This window comes from Chitinibacter bivalviorum (assembly GCF_013403565.1).
GTDB lineage: Bacteria > Pseudomonadota > Gammaproteobacteria > Burkholderiales > Chitinibacteraceae > Chitinibacter > Chitinibacter bivalviorum.
The window spans coordinates 3,263,912-3,283,771 of the sequence record NZ_CP058627.1 but is presented as its reverse complement, the minus strand read 5'-3'; the positions used below and the strand labels follow the sequence as shown (position 1 = coordinate 3,283,771).

Here is a 19,860-nt window from a genome sequence, read left to right as displayed (position 1 = left end):
CCATCAAGGCCCAAGCAAAGCCAAGCTACGCAGGCTTTGCTTGGCCAGATCGATCCGTTTGCTCAGCGGCACGCCTTCGCTCATATCCATATTGAGCGCAAAACTATAGGTTTTTCCCGCTTGCTCAACCCAGCCGACAAACCAGCCCGTACTGGGCTGTGCTCGACCAGTCCAGCCGGTTTTGCCATACATTTTCCAGCCCTGCCCTTGCTCAAGCAGTGCAATATCGCGCACCGCAGCTTGTTGTTGCGCGGAGTACGACAATTGCCCTTGCGCTAAACGCGCCAGAAATAAGGTTTGCTCCTGAGCACTGATTTTTAGATCGCCATTGAGCCAAAATTGATCGACTTCAGTACCGATCTGGGCATTGCCATATTGCAACTTCGTCAACTGGCTTTGCATCTGCCGCGCGCCGATCTTGCGCGCCAAATCCTGATATGCCAACACATTGGACACCTTGATCGCTTCACGCAAACTCATATCCTGCGCCCAGCTTGGCAAATACACTTCCTGCCCTTGGTAATGGAAAAACACGTCGTCCACGCTGCTGACCGCGCCAGTGGCCAAGCCAATCAAGCTATTGGTGATTTTGAACGTCGAAGCCGGGCTATAGCGGGTTTGGGCGCGTTGCTGATCATAGCCAACCCAGCGTTGCTGGCTAAGGTCATACAGCACAAAAGTACCGCGCACTTTTTCAGCCTGAAATAGTTGCGCGATTTTGGGGTGATTTAAAAAGGGAATACGCTGCTGCTCGCTGCTGGCAGGGATCGCAGGCGGGGTTGGTGCGGCTTGCGCAACACTTAAAAGGCATACCGCCACAATCCAAATTAAAACTTTCACGATCCCCTCACCATTTGATGCTTGAATCCCAACGATGGTAGAAACCCCGCCCCAGCCTGTAAAGGTAAATAAGCCCATGCCGAGCGCGCGTTTGAGACTTAATCGGCTAGTCAGCCAAGGCCACGCAGTGTATAAATCCGCATCAAATCAAAAGGGAGAAAAACATGGATTCCGAACAACTCGAATACGTTGGCTTTTGGCCGCGCGTCGGCGCGGCTCTGATCGATACCTTGTTATTGGGCATCGTATCGGGCTTGATCGTGGGGATTCTTGGGCTAGGCACGAGCAACTTTAATTACGATCATTTCCTTGCCGATCCGCTCAATGCCTCATGGCAATGGTCGTACAGCGATGACTCGCTGCTGTCTTGGCTACTACCTGCCGCTTTGGTAATCGTGCTGTGGTACAAACGCCAAGCGACACCGGGCAAAGATGCCATTCACGCCAAAATCGTCGATGCCAAAACCGGTTTAGCGCCGACGATGTTTCAATTGGTGATTCGCTATTTGGGCTATTACGTGTCGATTTTCCCGATGTGCTTGGGGCTAATCTGGGTTGGTTTTGATGCGCGCAAACAAGGCTGGCACGACAAAATTGCCGGCACGGTAGTGGTTCGCCCGAAAAAACGCGGCAGCGATGTGAAATTTGAACAAGCCGCTGCGGCGCAAGAATAAGCTTACGCAAGCACAGCGCAACTGGCGGGTTAACCATAGGGTATAACCCGCCAATCCATAATTTGAAATATCTTTAGAGCAATACCCACTAGGCCGCTAATGAAATCGCACTCACGGCAGGTCGGCGATATTTCGCAATCAGCGCCACGGTGATCAAGACAAACACCAAATTAGTACTCGCCGAAAAAACCAGCGCCCAACCACGCCCATGCGCCAAAACCTGCACCACCGCATACAAGGTGGCGATCACAGATGACACGGTCCAGATCGCCCATGAGCTCAAGGCGATATTCTGGCTGGACTTGCTGGCATGCAAAGTTCGCCATTGCGGCACATACGCGATCAAGGATAAAACCCCTACGCTGGCCTGCAAAATCGTCGCCCCTTCCAAAATCAAGCGATTCATCATGCTCCTTTATCTCGCTGGGCTGCAAAACGGCAGCCGTAATCTTGAATGACCAGCCTAGCGTGCTTTAAGTTCGGGGGTGGCGGTGTGAATTTGTCACAATATAACAAGCGCATAAAACCATGTTTTATTGATATTTTTGAATACACATCGGTTTAAACGATCAATCATCAATTTGGATTGCCGCAAATGAAAATGCGCTTCAATTCACCATGAATTAAGCTAAGCTGAAAACACAGCTAATACGTCTCTTTTCGCAGCTAATTAGGGCCTCCATGATCACCACGCCATTCACGCATTTAAGCCAATGGATCAGCTACCTCATCGAGCAGGACACGCCTATTCTGGCGCATACTCGCACGGAGATGAACGATTACCGCAATCGGATTGACGACATTGGCTTGCGGGAAATTGGCGCTTTAATCCGTCACGACCCGCTGCTAACGCTCAATATCCTGCGCTATCAGGAAGCACACCGGCTGACGCGGCAAACAACCGATGTCACCACCATTGAACGTGTCTTGCTGATGATTGGTATCGATGGCTTTTTTCGTTCATTTGGCGCGATTCCCAGTATTGAAACGCTGCCCGACATTCAAAAAGTCGCCATTATCGGCACGCATCGCACTTGTGCGCGATCTTATTTAGCCTCGCTGCTGGCAGAGCGGCTCAGTAATTACCGCCGCGATATCGAGCCCAATGAAGTGATCACCGCTGCCTTGCTGCACGACACCGCCGAGATTTTGGTCTGGCTGGCCTCGCCTCGGCAAATGATGATGATTCAGGAAATGCTGCGTTCCAACCCCAGCATGCGCAGCTCTGAAGTGCAGCGCAAATTTCTGGGCTGTACGCTCAATGAAATTCAGCAAGGGATAGTCGAAAAATGGCATCTGCCGCGCACTTTGCTGCACCTGATCGACGACGCTTACGCTGAAGAGCCGCGGGTGCATATCGTCAATCTATCCGTCAAGATTGCCCGCCACCTCGAAAAAGGCTGGGATACCCCCTTCTTGCAAGATGACATTCAGCAATGCGCCAAGCTGCTCAATCTCACGCCTGAATTGGTGTATGAGCAAATTCGCAGCGTTGCCCTGCTCGCGGCTAAAAATTGGCATTGGTACGATGAATCACCCGCCGCCGCGCAGCTGATCCGCCACGACCAAGAATAGCGGGTATCGTCTGCTAGATATTTTATTTATTGATCTTTAGGGCAATACCCAAGCAGGGTATTGAAAGACCGTTTTGAAGAACAGCGCTAGCGCCCTGCGGTACGCGGTGATCAGCATTCAGTAGGCCAGCACTGAATGGATAGATAAGGGGCGAAGCGGGCCGATAAGCCGGGTCCTGTCCAAGTGTTGCCACTCGTGACCATCATTCCTCTAGGCGCGCCATTACTGACACGCTCAAGCAACCTACCCGTAGACTCAGCGAGCAACCTCAACGCCTACTGCTTGGTCTTGCTCCGAATGGGGTTTACCCTGCCAGCGACTGTTACCAGCGCCGCGGTGCGCTCTTACCGACCCCTTGCGGGGCTCCTCTGACGAGGACACCTTTTCACCCTTACCTTCACCCGATCCCAATCGCTTCAATCGATCGTTCAACTCGGGCAACTGGCGGTTCAGCTCTCTGTTGCACTTTCCGTCGGCTCACGCCGCCTGGCCGTTAGCCAGCATCCTGCTCTATGGAGCCCGGACTTTCCTCCCCCATGACCTAAAATCATGGCAGCGATGGTCTGTCCCGCTTCGCGAGGCGCGATTATCCGCGCAATACCCAATGGGAGCAAGCTAAGTTCGGCTCAACGGCCAGAAACAGAAAGCCAAACTAATCCGCCTCGCCGACCATCCCCTGCAAACTCACCCTATTGCAACTCAGGGTGCGGCCAAAAATACTTAAACAAAAATGACCTGCAGTGCTATACAAAATAGGTAGTTACACCAAATATCTCCAACTATTTGAGGTGTTGAACAATGAAAACAGTTCTATTAACCCTTGCGATGTTCATTTCAAGCAGCCTAGCTTTTTCTGCTGAAATAGCCTGCGGATCAGATGGTGGGATGAATCGATGCCCACTCCCTGGCGCAGATAAAAAGGGAGTCAAAATTCAGCAAGTATTAGAAGGAAAATGCACATTTGATAAATCTTGGTGGACAGATAGCGATGGAATCGTCGTAGATAAAGGCTGCAATGCGGTGTTTAGCTACAAAACAGGTTCTAGCAAATCGTCTGGCGCTAGTTGCCCTTCAAATATGGATCAGGCTAATTGTGACTATTATCGAGATGGTTATAAAGCTGGAGCTCAGGACAGAAAAGCGCATTTGAGCCAAGCATACGAGCGCCATGAAGGAAAGTATGATTCACAATTTGAAAAAGCATTTTCTAGTGGCTACATGGCTGGCTGGAATAAATAGTCTCACCGATGGCTATTGAAGCAAAGAACCCATAAGTTTCTCAACTTATGGGTCTATCTACAAAAAGTTGTAGGGCAATCGCCGCTTATCGCATTTCACTTTCAGATGGTTTGAGCACCCAGTAAACAGGGTAAATAAAAAACGCCGCAGGGCTCATTGCCTGCGGCGTTTTTTTAACGAAATCACTCAAGATAATTTGAGTCTAGAAGCTAACAATATTTACTTATCTATTGGTAGCTCACAACCTACAACAGATACTGAGTATTGAACTCATATCGCAGTGTTCAGGTGAGTGGCAACCACTGAATTAGTTGCCTAAACGTAATTCGAAACAGGATCGGTAGTAAGTCTCAAAGGCATCTTTCAATCTTTTCTTTGCTTCATTATTCGGCGCAGGGCGGCAGCATAATTGAAATGTCCGCAGACATGCCGTCATCTTCACGGGCATAAGCTCAAAATCACACTTTCAACTGTCCCACGCGACAAAACGTAAACAATTACCAAGGCTATCTACCCCTTCAGTAGGTGAACTGCCGCGTTTTTTGCGAGTCTACCTTGCAATCAAGTCAAAGCGGCTCATTAGGCTGCACGGTATTTAGCCTGTATCAAGGAGGTATTTTGCTGACCGATTCGACTCCCCAAGCCGATCAACAACGCTGGCTGCTGTTATTTGGCGCCTGGCTGATCGCGACTATTTCGACGCTGGGTGCGCTGTTTTTTAGTGAAGTGATGAGCGTTCCACCGTGTGTGCTGTGCTGGTATCAACGGATTTTTATGTTCCCGCTGGTCTTACTCTTGCCGCTGGCGCTATTTCCGCTCGACCCCAAAGTCGTACGCTATGCGCTGCCAATGTCTTTGCTGGGGCTGTTGGTGGCCGGCGCGCATTGGCTGCTGCAACTGGGGATTATTCCCGCGAGCGCCATGCCCTGCTCGGCGGATGTGCCGTGTACGGAAGACGTGATTGAATGGTTTGGCTTTTTAAGTATTCCGCTGATGTCGGTGCTGGCGTTTGCCGGTATCAGCATCTTGCTCTTTGCTTCTCATCTTCAAGGTAAAAAATGAAACAGAAAACGCTATTTATGGTCAGCGCCGTCGCGCTATTGAGTTTATTTATTGTCGGCGCGCTGGTGTATAAGAAAACGCAAACGCAGGAAACAGTGGCACAGGTGCAAAGCAATCAGCAGGCGCTGGTTCGCATGCACTCCCCAGCAATCGGCAAACAAGATGCGCCAGTGGTGCTGGTTGAATTTTTTGACCCCGCTTGCGAGAGCTGCGCTGCGTTTTATCCTTTTGTAAAATCATTAATGGCCAAAAACCCAGATCAAATCCGTCTGGTGTTGCGCTATGCGCCACTGCATCAAGGCTCGGACAAGGTGATTGCAGCACTTGAGGCGGCGCGTAAACAAGGTCTGTATTGGCCCGCGCTAGAAATCTTGCTCGACACCCAAGAAGAATGGGCGCAAAACCATGTGGCCGACGTTGAGCGCGTGTTCCCGCATTGGGCGTCATTAGGACTGGATATGGTGCAATTGAAAGAGGATATGAATTCGCAAGGTGTGGCCAGCATCATTGCGCAAGACATTGCCGATGCCAAAGCACTGTATGTGAATAAAACACCAAGCTTTTTTGTGAATGGCCAGCCATTAACCAGCTTTGGCTACCAACAGCTGGAAACAATGATTGATCGCGCCATTGCCGAGGCGAAAAAGTAATATCGCCCCAATAGAAAACGGGCCTTCATGGCCCGTTTTTGGGCATGTTCAGATTATGTGTTGATATGAACAGAACTTGGTTTGACTACGAAAAACGATATTCGTAGGGTGGGTTAGGCTAAGCCGTAACCCACCGTTACGCTGCTTTTCTTTATGTCGCGTCACGGTGGGTTACGCCCTAAGGGGCTAACCCACCCTACGATTCTTTTTATCAACACGTTATCTGAACACGCCCCCGTTTTTCTAGGTATATCTAGAAAATCAATACGAATTAATATCTACAGAGCAATACCCAGTTAGATGACTAGGTGTTTAAGCAGTTTTGTATTGCCGTAATGCTCATCAAATCCATAAGTATCAATTTCCACTTTGCCACTGGCATGCACTTTGACTAAAGCCCAAGCGTAGGTGCGATCTTCTGGGTTTTGCGTTTCGCCCGGCTCGACGCTAAACGGTGATCCACCTGAGCCCACCATCACTTGATACGCCTTACCTCCGGCGTTCTTGGTAGGTTGCATCACATTGTAAATATGCTCGTGACCACAGAAATACGTCGCCTGATTGTCTTCGATGATTTTCCAGAAAGCCTGCTGATGCTCAGGAAATTTATCCAGACCTTCCAGATCAATGCCGGGCTTAAAGAAATAGGTAAAGGCCGGTTTATGCCCAAAGACAAACATGCGTTTTGCACCACGCGCTTTGGCTTGCGCCAGATCTTGCTCCAGCCATGCGATCGGGGCGTGATTGTCATTACCAACAGGGTCGGTATTGATCACCACAAAATGGCTACCGGCGAAATCAAATGAATACGACAACTGGCTTTGATCGGTAGTGATCTTATCTGCGCCCCCAATGGTAGGGGTATTTTTCGGATCGAATGCGCTCAGATTGCTGCCCACCGTCGCTTTCCAACGCTCAGCATCGACAATTAAATCGCCCATATTGTCGCGCCAGCTGTCTTCATTGCTTTGGCGGGCGATTTTTTTGGTCTTACCGTCTTCTTTGAATTTTTCTTGCACTTCATGGTTGCCCGGTACTGGCACAATATAAGTACCTGTCTCTTGCAAGCCTGTCACCATGCCGCGCCAATAGGCATACTGACGATTGAGCACATTTTTATCGGTGGTATAGCCCATGATCATATCGCCATTGAAAAACAGCGCATGGGGCTTTTGCTGCTGAATTTCACGCATCATGCGTGACCAAGCTTTGGTGTGTTGCAGCCAGATTTGGTCTTGCTTAGTCTGGGTCAGGCCCGGCTCGGCACGAGAATCGCCGACAGTGGCAAAGGTCGCCACCACAGGGTCTTTATCAGCCGCCTGAGCTGCAAATAGGGTGCTCATCAATACACTAGCTAGCAATAAGTGGCGCATAAAGCTAAAACTCATCAGATCAAATCGCGCACTGTACTGATCTTGCATCTCAGCAAAATGACATCTGCGTGACGTCTCGATGACATGGCAAATCTAGGCTCATCAAAAACGTCGTACTCAATACAGTGCGGCGTCTTGAGCGAACTATCCCCAGCTTCGCCAGCGCGCCTACATACGCTCCAGCGCCATAAAGGCGTCTTGGCGCGCCGCGACAAGCTGCTGCATTTCAGGCGCCACGGGGTTGGCTTCCAATTGTGTCCAGTGCTCGGCCAAGATTTGCGCGCCAATTTGCAAAGCAATGCCTTTGGCACTATGCGCATGACGTTGCGCCTCGAGCACTTCATGCGCGGCAATCGCTTGTTGATAGTCTTGCTCCAAATCGGCAATCCGAGCCAAGCCTTTTTGGCACAGGCTTAAATAGCGTTCACCCAAGCTCGATTTGGCCAGCTCGGCATTCAATGGCTGACGCTGCTCCACCGCAACTTGGCTATGCCCATGATTTAATAGCTGCAAAAGCTCAAGCAATTGATAGGGTTTGAGTAATTGCCCATCAAACACCCGGCCGGATGCCGCCAATTCATCATCCAATACGCTGGCGGACAATAAATAAATCGGCTTTTGATAGCCTTGGTCGCGCAAGACAGTAGCGGCCTGTATGCCATCCATTTTCGGCATTTGATAATCCATCAAAATCTGGTCAATTTCAGGGTGCTGCGCGACTTGTTCAATGGCCTCAAGACCATTATTTGCGGTCAGTGTTTGCACCCCACAATCATTGAGCATGGCGCAAATCATTTCGCGATTCACTTGCTGATCTTCAACGATCAGTATCTTCTGCGTTGCCAGACCGCTGGCCAGCGATTGGGCCAGTTCGGCCTCACTTGGGTGACACGTGGCAGGATTGCTGAGCGGTGGCGCGACAATTTGCGTGGCCACATAGCAGGTAAATTCGCTACCCCGCCCCGGTTTGCTGCAAAAAACAATATCGCCCTGCATCAGGCGCGCATAATCGCGGCTCAGCGCCAAGCCTAAACCTGTCCCCCCCACCAACTGGCCGCGCTCGCTTTGCTCAAAGGGCGAAAAAATCCGAGCTTGATCGGCAGGCTCAATACCGCAGCCACTATCCCATACCGTGGCATACAGTTGGTAATGCGCCTCTTGGGGCTTGCCATAAATATTGACGCGGACAAAGCCATAAGTTGTAAATTTCAGCGCATTGGCAATCAGATTAATCAGTATTTGCCGAAATTTACCGACATCCAAACTCAGATATTCTGGTAAATCGTCCGATAAAATCACTTGAAATTGCAAACCTTTTTGCTTTGCCATTAATTGAAACATGGATTCAAGCTCTTTTTTCAAGACTCTGAAATCCAGCGTTTCATTCAATAGCGTCAGTTTATTTTGCCCTGATTTGGAAAAATCGAGCACTTTATTGAGTAAATCGAGTAAATGCGTACCGCTATCGGAAATATGCTGTACTTCACGCAAGGCTTCAGTGCCCAATGGTTTGCGCGCCAATCGTTCGGCATACCCCAAAACGGACGTGAGTGGCGTACGTATTTCATGGCTAATATGTGCCAGGAAACGGCTTTTGGCCGCGTTGGCGACATCGGCTTCACCTTTGGCCTGCGCCAAGTTGCGCATCGTTTCGGCTTGTATTTTCCGGCTAATTTCATTTTGCCAATACGCATACAAACCCATGGCGGCAAATACAATCAGCAAGAAAATCTGAATCAGGCCAAGCATTAAACGCAGCTCGCCCAAGTGCTGGATCTGAGCGCGATAATCAGCGACAGCTTTAGAGTCTTGCTCGCGCGCCTCGGCAATCAAGCCATCAACAGCCGCCAGCTGATTGTGGGTATCCATCACAAACTGCTGCCAATCCTCTTTTTGCCATGCTGCATTGGCAACCAATTTGTCATAGCGCAAAACATAATCTTGCAGCGGTTTTAGCTTGGTTTGCAGTGCGCTTTTATCCTGCAGCATGGCATTGGCATCAATGCTTTTTTCTGACAATAAATGAATACGGCCAATATAAATATCAAATCTTAAAGTAAGCTCGTCTTGCCGACTCGGATTAAAATGGCTCACCACTTCATTGAGCTTTTGGAATTCGCGGCTAAATTGGAAAAACTGCCATAACTGATTATCCATACCGAAGCGGGTAAAACTTTCGAGTACGTTTTTTTGCTTGACCTCGAAATAGACCATCAAGCTCAAATTACTCAGCACCACAAGGCAGATCAGGCTTAGGATAGTTTTAAAGCGGGTCATGGCGATTATTCGTAGTGAGATCAGACCGATTTAACTGCGTAGCGGGAAGATTCAGTTGCTAACGGCTCTTCCGATTTGGGTTTTGATTGTAACTGGCTTATGGCATAAGGACGCGGTGTATTTTTTACTGCTCAATATCGACATGACTAAGTCGATGTGGCGAAGATTTAGGCTTTTACCCCAAACCGACGCTGCGTTTTGCGAAATACCTCGGCCATTTGCAAGCCTTTGCCATTGGCTGGATCAATGGTTTCTACTCGCGCGAGTAACTCTTGTGCTTTGCGCATATAGCTGGCATGCCAGCCTTCTTTGTTCACCAGCGCCAGCAAGGCATTGATGGCATTGAGCAACACTTGCAGATTAGAAGGCATGTCTTTGGCCGCCGCCAGAAATCGCTCTGCCGCCGCTTTCAAATCGCCACTTTGCGCCAAGCGCACGGCCTCATTATTAAGCTCAACAATATTGGCGGCGGTCGCTTCGATAATCCGCAAGGCTTCTTCTTCCCGCCCCTGCTCTTTGTAAATACGCGTTACGCGCGCAGCCAGCATCGGGTCATCGTGCCGATTTTTCAGTACTTGCTGGGTGAGTTTTTGCGCTTCTTCGACGCGATTTTGCGTTAAGCAACTTTTGGCCAGCGCCAAACCGAGCGAGGCACTGGGCGGCTCGATATAGGTTCTGGCCGCCCCAAGCGCTGCATCAAGCTGGGTACGGGCCTTATTTTTGTCGCCCATTTTCAGGGTGATTTCGACATCCATCACATCGGCCATTAAACGATCTGGGCCGGTGCGAAAATCTTTGCGCAGCGTTTCGGCCGTTTTGCGCGCAGCGCCAACATCACCCCGCGCTAATTGCACCTCACCCAACTGGCTATAGTCGCTCACCTGCGGCCAAAATGAAAAACGCGCCAGCCGCACGGTTTCGGTAAAGGATTGCTCGGCCAATTGCAAATCACCCGAAATCATCGCCACTTCACCGAGCTCGCGCATCCGATTGATCACATATGGTGAGCGGGTCACGGCGCGATTGAGCGTCATTTTGGCTTCGTTGATTTGATGCTGCGCCTGCTGAGTGCGAGCGAGCCAATCGTAGGCTTCGAGGATCAGCTCGTGCTCGGCAATGATTTGCTGAAATAAATGCTGCGCTTCATCGTATTCGCGCAATTGAAACAGCGCTTTGCCCAGCGCCATTTTGGCCCATGGCAAATCGGCCTTGGCCAATAACAGTCGGCTTAAATCGCGCGCCCCAGCCCAATCGGCAATGCGCAATAACAGATGCAGCTTCATCCGCATAAAGTCGATCGCATCGTCTCCACCTTGCTCGACTTCATAATCACACAGCGCAATCGCGCGCAAAAAATCCAGCGCAATGCAGGCATCATCAATCGGCTGAAACCGTCTTTTTTTGCGCAGCGCGCGGATGATGCGATCGTACAGGGTGTCGCCCGTAAAGGGCTTGAGTACAATGGCATCGGGCGCCAGCTCGGCAGCACCGATGACTTTGGATGTTTGCCGCTCGCCCGTCAGGATAATAAAGACACAGCTGGCTTTAAGCAGGCCATGGCGGCGCGCTTCTTCAAATAAATACAGACCATCAAAACCCGTACCCAGATCATAAGCGCAAAGCACAATGTCATAGGTTGTACGGCGCAACATGCCCAAAGCTTCGCCGCTGCGGTTGGCGTATTCAACCGACTGCGCGCCAAATTGATTCAAAGTCATACTCATCGTCGCGCGCATTTCTGCGACGTGATCGATCACCAGTATCTTGAACTGGGAAAAATCATTCACATTAATGACTGGCGCCGAGGTTTCAATCGGCGCGCCATCGACAAATGAATAAGGACGAACTTTTGGCACAGATACTCCCATCATGTATCAACCCCAATGGCTTTATATATAAAGACCCTGAGGCAATACTACGATAGTGGTTTTAATTTAGCATACGCCACTGCCAGCCATTTACTGCCGTGCTGCTCAAAATTCACCTGCACATTCCCCGTGGCGCCGCCTTCATGATCGGTGACCATGCCGCGACCAAATTTATGGTGCTCCACGGTCATACCAATCGCCAAACCATGCTCGGGCGTCGATTTATTCAGTTTTGGCGCAGGCGCTGCGTTGTAGGCCGTACCTGCACTATAGCTGCTCGGCGCGTAGCCGCGATTTAGGAATTTGAGCAAAGACTGCGGAATCTCATCCATAAACCGGCTGGCCACGCCATAACGCGTCTGGCCATGCAGCATACGGCTTTGCGCCAGCGTCAGATACAGCCGCTCGCGCGCACGCGTAATCGCGACGTACATTAAACGACGCTCTTCCTCGATGCCTTGCGGATCGTTGGCGCTATTGTCGTGCGGGAATAAGCCCTCTTCCAAACCAGACAAAAATACCGCTTTAAATTCCAAGCCTTTGGCGGCGTGCACCGTCATCAATTGCAGCGCTTCTTCATGCGCGCCTGCTTGATGATCCCCCGCTTCGAGGCTGGCGTGCGACAGAAACGCGATCAGTGGATTTTGATCTTCTTCCACGCTGAAAGTCGCAGCGGCATTGATCAACTCTTCCAAGTTGGCCACGCGCTCTTCACCGTCTTTTTCATTGCGATAGTGTTCGAGCAATCCCGATAGATCGAGCATCATCGCGACGATTTCAGTCATCGGCAGACCATCGGCCTGATTGCGCATCGCTTCGATCATATGCACAAATTTGCCAATCGACGCGGCGCTACGCCCACCTACACCGCAAGCGGCTTGCCACAGCGTTGAGCCTTCCAGCCGCGCCTTTTCCTGCACGCCCTCTACCGAACGCGCGCCAATGCCACGGGTTGGGAAATTAATCACCCGCAGCAGCGCATTATCATCCGAGGGATTGGCGATCAGGCGCAGATAGGCCAAGGCGTGCTTGATCTCTTGGCGCTCAAAAAAGCGTAAACCGCCGTACACGCGATATGGGACACCCGCGCTAAATAGCGCGTGTTCGATAATTCGTGATTGCGCATTACTGCGATACAAAATCGCCACGTCAGATGGCGGCATGCCTTCGCGGATCAGTGTTTGTGCTTCTTCAACGATAAAGTTGGCTTCTTCAAAATCGGACGCGCCTTCAAATACGCGGATTGGCTCGCCGGTGCTGGCATCGGTCCACAGCTGTTTACCCAAGCGTTGCTTGTTGTTTGCGATCACGGCATTGGCGGCATCGAGAATATTGCCGTGGCTACGGTAATTTTGCTCCAAGCGAATCACATGCTTCACCGCGTAGTCGCGCTGGAAATCCTGCATATTGCCGACATTAGCACCGCGGAAGGCATAGATCGACTGATCGTCATCCCCCACCGCAAAAATCGCTCCCTGCTCACCCGCGAGCAAGCGTAACCATGCATATTGCAAGCGATTGGTATCCTGAAACTCATCGACCAGAATATGCGCAAACCGTTGCTGATAATGCTGGCGAATCGGTGCGTTATGGCTCAGTAATTCGTAGCAGCGCAATAGCAACTCGGAAAAATCAGCGACGCCTTCGCGATTGCATTGTTTTTCATATTCTTCGTAGGCAATGCGTAAATGGCGAGAATAATCATCCCACGCATCAACATCACCAGCGCGGCGACCATTTTCTTTATGGCCATTGATATATTGCTGCACGGTACGCGGTGGGTATTTATCATCATCCAGATTGAGTAATTTCAATACCCGCTTAATCGCCGCCAATTGCTCTTGCGTATCTAAAATAGCAAACGCCTCGGGTAAACCCGCATCGCGATGATGCAAGCGCAGCATGCGATTACATAAACCGTGAAAAGTGCCCACCCATAATCCGCGCGGATTTAATGGCAGCATCGAAGTAATGCGCGACAGCATTTCTTTGGCTGATTTATTGGTAAATGTCACCGCCATTAAGCCGGAGGGGCTAATTTGGCCCGTCGATAATAGCCATGCAATTCGCGTGGTTAATACTCGGGTTTTACCGCTGCCCGCCCCAGCCAAAATCAGCGCATGCTCTGCGGGTAATTCAACGGCGGCGGCTTGTTCGGGATTGAGTTTTTCGGTTAATGGATGTGACATGGAATATTCTACGTTTGAGGCTTGTTTGCTTATATTAACGCTTAAAGCAAAACAGGGCAGCGAAAGCTGCCCTGTTTTGTTAAACATTTACTGCAATTAGATACGGATGCTATCGAGCGTAGCACCGTTAGCCAATGCGTCATGTACCCATTGTGGTTTACGGCCACGGCCAGTCCAAGTTTGGCTAGCATCAGCTGGATTAGCGTATTGTGCTTTAACTGGCTTTTTAGCGCCTTTTTTGCCAGATACTTCACCCAGCAATTCAGCAACAGTGAAACCACTCGCTGCAGCAGCGCTTTGCAATTGTTGCAAAATACGTGATTTTTCTTGCTCTTTGCGGCGAACGAGTTCTACATCCACTTGTGCGCGCAGTTCTACTAATTGCTGGTAATCAAAGTTTGATAATTCCATTGTCAACTCCTAGGCCGATTATTTACATATACCCAGTGATTATGCGGCGAGGTTTTAAATAATTCAAGGCCAAATAATTATTTTAATTGCACCAGCCATTCATTCACGGCAATTAAGTCTTTCTCGGTCAATTCGCCAGCAGATGCCGCCAATAGTAATCTGGCATAAAGATATGTGTAACGCGCCACCACTAGATCATAACGCGTTGCATAATATTTCTGCTCAGCATTCAATACATCAATCGTCGTGCGCACGCCCACTTCACGACCCAATTTACTCGATGCCAATAAACTTTGGCTCGATTTCAATACTTGCTGCAATGCACGGATTTGCGCCGCACCTGCATTCACCCCTAAAAATGATTGCTTAGTGACTTGTTCAACATCGCGCTGCGTAGCAAGGACATTATCACGCTGCTGATCTTTTTTCGCCGCCGCTTCACGTAAACGCGAAGAGCGATCGCCGCCCGTATAAAAAGGAATCGCTAATTGCAATTTAATCGCGCCACTCATATTTTGGTCGGTAGCCCCTGATCGGGATAATCCTGACCCAGTCCAGTCACTACCATAGCTAGCCACCAGATCAAGTGTTGGGGCGCTTAAAGCGCGATATTTATCGATTTCGCGCGTGGCAATATCCAGCGCCAATTGCTGGCTGGTATTACTCAAACTATTATCTTGTGCCTTTTTCAACCAAACACTCAGATCATTAGGCTCGGGTGAGCTCGGTTGTTTTTGATCGCCAATGGTCGCCAATTGTTCGGCATTTAAACCCGTCAATAAAGTAAAAGCACTACGTTTTACGGCCAGATCATTATTGGCCAAAATCTCAGCGGCAATAATACTGTCATAACTGGCTTGGGCTTCATCAGTGTCGGTAATTGTGGCAACACCGACTTCAAATGATTTTTTAGCAAATGCCAATTGTTCAGCAACCGCTTGTTTTTGCGCCTGTGCCAAAGTGACTTTCTCTTGCGCTGCCAGTAATTCAAAATAGGCTTTTGAGACGCGCAGGATCAAATCTTGCTCGGCCTGACGGTATTGCACATTGGCTAAATCAGTTTGCTTTTTGAGCTGATCGGCCGAGGCAAATGCTTCGGCCCGATAAATCGGCTGCACCGCACTAATTGAAATGCCATAGCTTTCACCATTAACATCGGTATTGTGCAGCGTACCGCCCTCGCGACCATAACGAGAAGCCGATTGAGAATACGCGGTATTTCCTGTCACGCTCACTTTCGGCAATAACAACGCTTGACCCTGCTCAGCCTTTTCTTGGCCAGCGATTTGCGCATTTCGTGCGGCAGAGATCTGGGCGTCAAATTTGGCGGCCGCTTGCCAAGATTGCAGTAAATCGGTAGCCCAAACTCCAGTGCTGAGGCTCAGTAAACTCAATCCAATTAAACTCGATTTCAATTTCATTCTTTATACCTTTTCAACATCGCTGCGATCTACACAGTAAACGCGGTCAGACGCTATTTCGTTGACCGCGCTACATGAAATTAAGCCGGATCAACCGGTTTCAGTCGGAACCATGCGGCGTATAAGGCCGGCAGGAATAGGAGCGTCAAGACCGTAGCGACAAACAATCCACCCATAATGGCAATCGCCATCGGCCCCCAGAAGGTATCGCGTGTCAGCGGAATCATCGCCAATATCGCCGCTAAGGCCGTTAGCATAATCGGTCTGAAGCGACGAACCGCCGAATCAATCACGGCATTCCAAGGCGCAGCACCAGCGGCTATATCTTGCTCGATCTGATCCATCAAGATCACCGAATTGCGCATAATCATGCCCGAGAGCGCAATCACACCCAAGGTTGCGACAAAGCCAAACGGCGCTTGAAAAATCAGCAACGCCATCGTGACACCGATCATCCCCAAAGGCGCGGTCAAGAGCACCATCAACATACGCTGAATACTTTGCAATTGCAGCATCAATAGCGTCATCACCACAATCAGCATCAAGGGCATGACCGCCGCAATCGAGTCTTGGCTCGTCTTCGAGGCCTCGAGCGTGCCACCTGCTTCAATATGATAGCCCACGGGCAATGTCGCCTCGATCGCCTTCATCGCGGGTAACAGCGCCATCGACACATCGGGCGCTTGCGCACCACTCACGTCGGCACGCACCGTCAATGCGGGTACGCGATTGCGGCGCCAAATAATACTTTCCTCATTTTCCAGCGAAAATTTGGCGATTTGCGACAGCGGCACACTGCGGCCGACTGTATTCTCCATCGGCAGCGCAATTGGCAGATTTTCCAGAAAATCGAGCTGAGTGCGCTCTTTGTCTTCCAATCGGCTCACCACATCGATCAGCAAATTATCTTCACGCAATTGCGTGGCCGTCACTCCCGACACCGACATTTGCAGCGTTTGCGCCAATTGCTGCGACGTTAAACCCAGTTGGCGCAATTTATCCTGATCAATATCGAGCCGGACCACCTTCACCTGCTCACCCCAATCGGTATGCACTTGGCGCAGATTCGGATGGGCGCGCATTTTCTCTGCAACCAGCTCAGCAATTTGTTTTAGCTTGCTCTGATCTTCGCCAATAATCCGAAATTGCACCGGATACCCGACCGGCGGCCCATTTTCCAGCCGCGTCACCCGCCCGCGTACACCGGCAAAATCATTGGCAAACAAGGTATTGATGCGTTTAAGCACGTTTTCACGCACATGCTCATTCTTGGTCATGACCGTGAGCTGGCCAAAATTTAGATTCGGCATTTGCTCATCGAGCGGCATGTAATAGCGCGGCGAGCCGACACCGATATAGCTCGTGACCGTAACGACATCGGGGTCTTTAAGCATGATCGCTTCGATTTTCTTCACCTCACGCTCGGTTGCCTCATACGACGCGGTATAGGGCATCCACAAATCGACCATCAATTCGGGGCGACTCGACGCAGGGAAAAACTGCTTGGGCACCACCAAAGCAAACAGCACCACCGAGATAACAAACGCGCCGCCAGTCAGCGCAATCGTCGTTTTGCGGTAGGTAATGCACCATGTCACCGCGCGGCGAAAGCCTTGGTAAAACTTGCCGCCATGTGCGTCGTGCGAGCCGTGCGGTTTGAGATTTTCCGGCAACAGGTGATAGCCCATATACGGCGTAAACAGTACCGCAACGACCCACGACAAGATCAGCGCCAAACCAACCACCGCAAAAATAGAGAAGGTATATTCACCAGCATTAGATTTAGCAAGGCCTACAGGCAGAAACCCCGCCGCAGTAATCAGCGTACCGGTCAACATCGGGAAGGCCGTCGAGGTATAGGCAAACGTCGCGGCGCGGAATTTATCCCACCCTTCCTCAAGTTTCAGCGCCATCATTTCGACGGCAATAATCGCGTCATCGACCAGCAAACCCAGGGCAATCACCAGCGCGCCCAGCGAAATACGCTGCAATTCCAGATTAAAGACTTTCATAAACAGGAATGTCAGCGCCAGCACCAGCGGGATCGACAGCGCAACGACAATCCCCGTGCGCCAGCCTAGCGACAAAAAGCTCACCGCCAAGACAATCACGACCGCTTCGAGCAACGATTTCATAAAGATATGCACGGCGTTTTTTACCACCGCAGGCTGATCGGAAACTGCATGAAACTCGATCCCGACGGGCAAATCGCGCTTCATTTTGGCCAGCGTTTCATCAATCTGTTGCCCCATCGCCAGCACATTGCCACCGGGCTTCATTGAAATACCCAAGCCAATGGCATTTTCACCGTGCTGCCCTTGCAGGCCAAAGCGCATCGCACTCACAGCCGGATTGATATTGGCACGGAATACATCAGCGACATCGCCAACGCGGAAGGTACGTTCATTGAGCGTAATGGGCGTATTTTTGATGGTATCAACGGCATCAAAACCGCCAGTGACGCGCAAAAAGACGCGCTCATCCTGCCCTTCGACCACGCCAGCGGGCGTCACGGTATTGGTCGCAGCCAAGACCTGATTCACTTGAAAGGGCGTCACGCCCATCGTCGCCAGCTTGGCGCTGCTGTACTGCACGTAGATTTTCTCGTCTTGCGGGCCAATCAGCGTGGCTTTATTCACATCGTGAATACGCAGGAGTTCGGTGCGTACGCGTTCAACGTATTTCTTGAGCTCGGCATAGCTAAAGCCATCGGCGGTAAACGCATACAAGCTGCCGTAGGTTTCGCCAAATTCATCGTTAAAAAATGGCCCTGACACGCCTTGCGGCAATTTGCCTTTGGCATCGTTAATCCGTTTGCGCACCTGATACCACGCGTCATTGACCTCTTTGGCGCGCACGTGCTCGTACAGCATGATGGTAATCAGCGATTCGCCAGCGCGCGAATAGCTTTTAGTAAAGTCGATATAGCCAATCCCCTGCACGGCCTCTTCGAGCTTGTCGGTCACTTGCTGCTCCACTTCCGAGGCAGAGGCTCCCGGCCAGAATGACCGCACGACCATCGCTTTAAAGGTAAATTCAGGGTCTTCTTTTTGCCCCAATTGCGTGTAGGCCAAAATACCCGCCAGCGACAACACCGCCATCAGGTACAAAATCAGCGATTGGTGTTTGAGCGCCCAAGCCGATAGATTAAATGAAGCACCTTCTTTACTCATGAGCCGCCCCTTGCAGTACGCGTACTTGCTGACCTTCGCGCAGTAAATTCGCGCCAGCCGTCACGACAATCTGCCCGGGCTTCACGCCGCCAACTTCAACCGTATGCCCCGCTACGCCCAATACATTGACAGCGATGCTTTTCACGACGCCTTCGCCCGGCTTGGTTTCATTGACCACCCAGACGCGTTGTACTTTATCTTTGCCAAATAGCGCCGGCAGCGGCAATGAGACTTTGCTAGATACATCAGCAGGTATAGCCTTGGAATCATTATTTTGCATTACCTGCAGCGTCATACCCAGCTTTACTTCATTGGATACGGGTAAAGTCACTTTGACGCGATAGGTGCGAGTCAGCGCATCCGCGGCTGGCGCTACTTCGCGCACCGTACCGGTCAACTCGGATTGTTGCCCCGCCCACAATACCACCATCACTTTCTGGCCTTCACGCCAACTTTTTACTTTGCTCTCAGGCACATCGATCACGGCTTCACGCTCGCCATCTTTGGCCAATTGCACCACGGCTTGCCCTGCGGCCACGACTGCACCCGGCTCGGCCAAGGTTTGCGTCACGACACCTGAAACATCTGACACCAACTGCGCGTAGTTGCTTTGGTTTTGCGCTAATTGCGCTTGCGATTTGGCTTGTTCATTGGTTTGGCGTGCCGCGGTTAATAAGGTCTGTCGTTTATCGACTTCAGCCTGGCTGATAAATTTTTGCGCCAGCAAATCTTTCCCGCGCTGATAATCGAGTTCGGCCTGCGCCAACTGCGCCTTGCTCGACTCCAATTGCGCCCGTGCGGCATCAGCCGATAAACGCACATCGCCCGGATCCAAACTCGCCAGCACCTGACCGGGCTTGACCACATCACCGACATTGGCCGGACGCGAACTCAGTTTGCCGCCAATGCGAAACCCCATCGGGACGGTATGGCGTGCGCGCACTTCACCGCTATACACCTCGCCCATCGATTTATCGGCCACATTGCCGACTTTAATCGTTCGAACCGGACGAATATCAGCTACTGGCTCGGGCACTTTTTGGCATCCGACCAAGACCAAAACACTCGCCATTGCGCTCAAAACAGCGCCATTTAATTTCCAATTCAT

General features: G+C 50.8%; 15 protein-coding genes and 1 other RNA gene. 5 read left to right on the top strand and 11 right to left on the bottom strand.

The genetic code is table 11. From position 1 onward, the window contains the following. Positions 1-3: 3 nt before the first annotated feature. On the bottom strand, positions 4-840 hold the full coding sequence (blaOXA, locus tag HQ393_RS15575; protein ID WP_179356360.1) for a class D beta-lactamase: 837 nt from the start codon (positions 838-840) through the stop codon (positions 4-6). A gap of 164 nt (positions 841-1,004) precedes the next feature. Between blaOXA and HQ393_RS15570 the strand changes: the two genes are divergently transcribed. Next, positions 1,005-1,514: an RDD family protein gene (locus HQ393_RS15570; RefSeq protein WP_179356357.1), complete on the top strand. Its 510-nt coding sequence runs from the start codon at positions 1,005-1,007 to the stop codon at positions 1,512-1,514. An 88-nt stretch (positions 1,515-1,602) separates the two neighbouring features. Here HQ393_RS15570 and HQ393_RS15565 read toward each other — a convergent pair whose 3' ends face one another. After that, on the bottom strand, positions 1,603-1,923 hold the full coding sequence (locus HQ393_RS15565; protein ID WP_179356354.1) for a PQ-loop domain-containing transporter: 321 nt from the start codon (positions 1,921-1,923) through the stop codon (positions 1,603-1,605). Between the two features lie 272 nt (positions 1,924-2,195). On the opposite strand from HQ393_RS15565, the gene HQ393_RS15560 reads away from it, so the two are divergent. Further along, positions 2,196-3,089 carry an HDOD domain-containing protein gene (locus HQ393_RS15560; protein WP_179356351.1) on the top strand — a complete coding sequence of 298 codons (894 nt, stop codon included), beginning with the start codon at positions 2,196-2,198 and terminating at the stop codon, positions 3,087-3,089. 148 nt (positions 3,090-3,237) lie between these two features. Here HQ393_RS15560 and rnpB read toward each other — a convergent pair. Next, positions 3,238-3,664: RNase P RNA component class A (gene rnpB, locus HQ393_RS15555), an RNA gene on the bottom strand. Positions 3,665-3,887: 223 nt separating this feature from the next. Between rnpB and HQ393_RS15550 the strand changes: the two genes are divergently transcribed. The 3 genes from HQ393_RS15550 (at position 3,888) to HQ393_RS15540 (ending at position 6,040) form a co-directional block, all read left to right on the top strand. Beyond that, positions 3,888-4,328: a hypothetical protein gene (locus HQ393_RS15550; RefSeq protein WP_179356349.1), complete on the top strand. Its 441-nt coding sequence runs from the start codon at positions 3,888-3,890 to the stop codon at positions 4,326-4,328. A 555-nt stretch (positions 4,329-4,883) separates the two neighbouring features. Beyond that, positions 4,884-5,390 carry a disulfide oxidoreductase gene (locus HQ393_RS15545; RefSeq protein WP_218871210.1) on the top strand — a complete coding sequence of 169 codons (507 nt, stop codon included), beginning with the start codon at positions 4,884-4,886 and terminating at the stop codon, positions 5,388-5,390. Further along, positions 5,387-6,040, top strand: a complete 654-nt coding sequence (locus tag HQ393_RS15540; protein WP_179356346.1) for a DsbA family protein — start codon at positions 5,387-5,389, stop codon at positions 6,038-6,040. Before HQ393_RS15545 ends, HQ393_RS15540 begins: the two co-directional genes overlap by 4 nt. A gap of 296 nt (positions 6,041-6,336) precedes the next feature. Here HQ393_RS15540 and HQ393_RS15535 read toward each other — a convergent pair whose 3' ends face one another. The 8 genes from HQ393_RS15535 to HQ393_RS15500 form a co-directional block, all read right to left on the bottom strand. After that, positions 6,337-7,428 (bottom strand): metallophosphoesterase family protein, encoded by a 1,092-nt coding sequence (locus HQ393_RS15535; protein WP_179356343.1) that lies wholly within the window; start codon positions 7,426-7,428, stop codon positions 6,337-6,339. Positions 7,429-7,581: 153 nt separating this feature from the next. Further along, entirely contained in the window at positions 7,582-9,690 is a 2,109-nt protein-coding gene (locus HQ393_RS15530; protein ID WP_179356340.1) for an ATP-binding protein, read from the bottom strand. 167 nt (positions 9,691-9,857) lie between these two features. After that, positions 9,858-11,561, bottom strand: a complete 1,704-nt coding sequence (locus HQ393_RS15525) for a response regulator (protein ID WP_179356337.1) — start codon at positions 11,559-11,561, stop codon at positions 9,858-9,860. A 44-nt stretch (positions 11,562-11,605) separates the two neighbouring features. Next, positions 11,606-13,747 carry a UvrD-helicase domain-containing protein gene (locus HQ393_RS15520; RefSeq protein ID WP_179356334.1) on the bottom strand — a complete coding sequence of 714 codons (2,142 nt, stop codon included), beginning with the start codon at positions 13,745-13,747 and terminating at the stop codon, positions 11,606-11,608. Positions 13,748-13,843: 96 nt separating this feature from the next. After that, positions 13,844-14,158: an H-NS histone family protein gene (locus HQ393_RS15515; RefSeq protein ID WP_179356332.1), complete on the bottom strand. Its 315-nt coding sequence runs from the start codon at positions 14,156-14,158 to the stop codon at positions 13,844-13,846. A gap of 77 nt (positions 14,159-14,235) precedes the next feature. Then, positions 14,236-15,579 carry a TolC family outer membrane protein gene (locus HQ393_RS15510; RefSeq protein ID WP_179356329.1) on the bottom strand — a complete coding sequence of 448 codons (1,344 nt, stop codon included), beginning with the start codon at positions 15,577-15,579 and terminating at the stop codon, positions 14,236-14,238. 80 nt (positions 15,580-15,659) lie between these two features. Further along, on the bottom strand, positions 15,660-18,752 hold the full coding sequence (locus HQ393_RS15505; RefSeq protein WP_179356328.1) for an efflux RND transporter permease subunit: 3,093 nt from the start codon (positions 18,750-18,752) through the stop codon (positions 15,660-15,662). Further along, positions 18,745-19,860, bottom strand: coding sequence for an efflux RND transporter periplasmic adaptor subunit (locus HQ393_RS15500; RefSeq protein ID WP_179356325.1), 1,116 nt, complete (start codon positions 19,858-19,860; stop codon positions 18,745-18,747). Before HQ393_RS15500 ends, HQ393_RS15505 begins: the two co-directional genes overlap by 8 nt.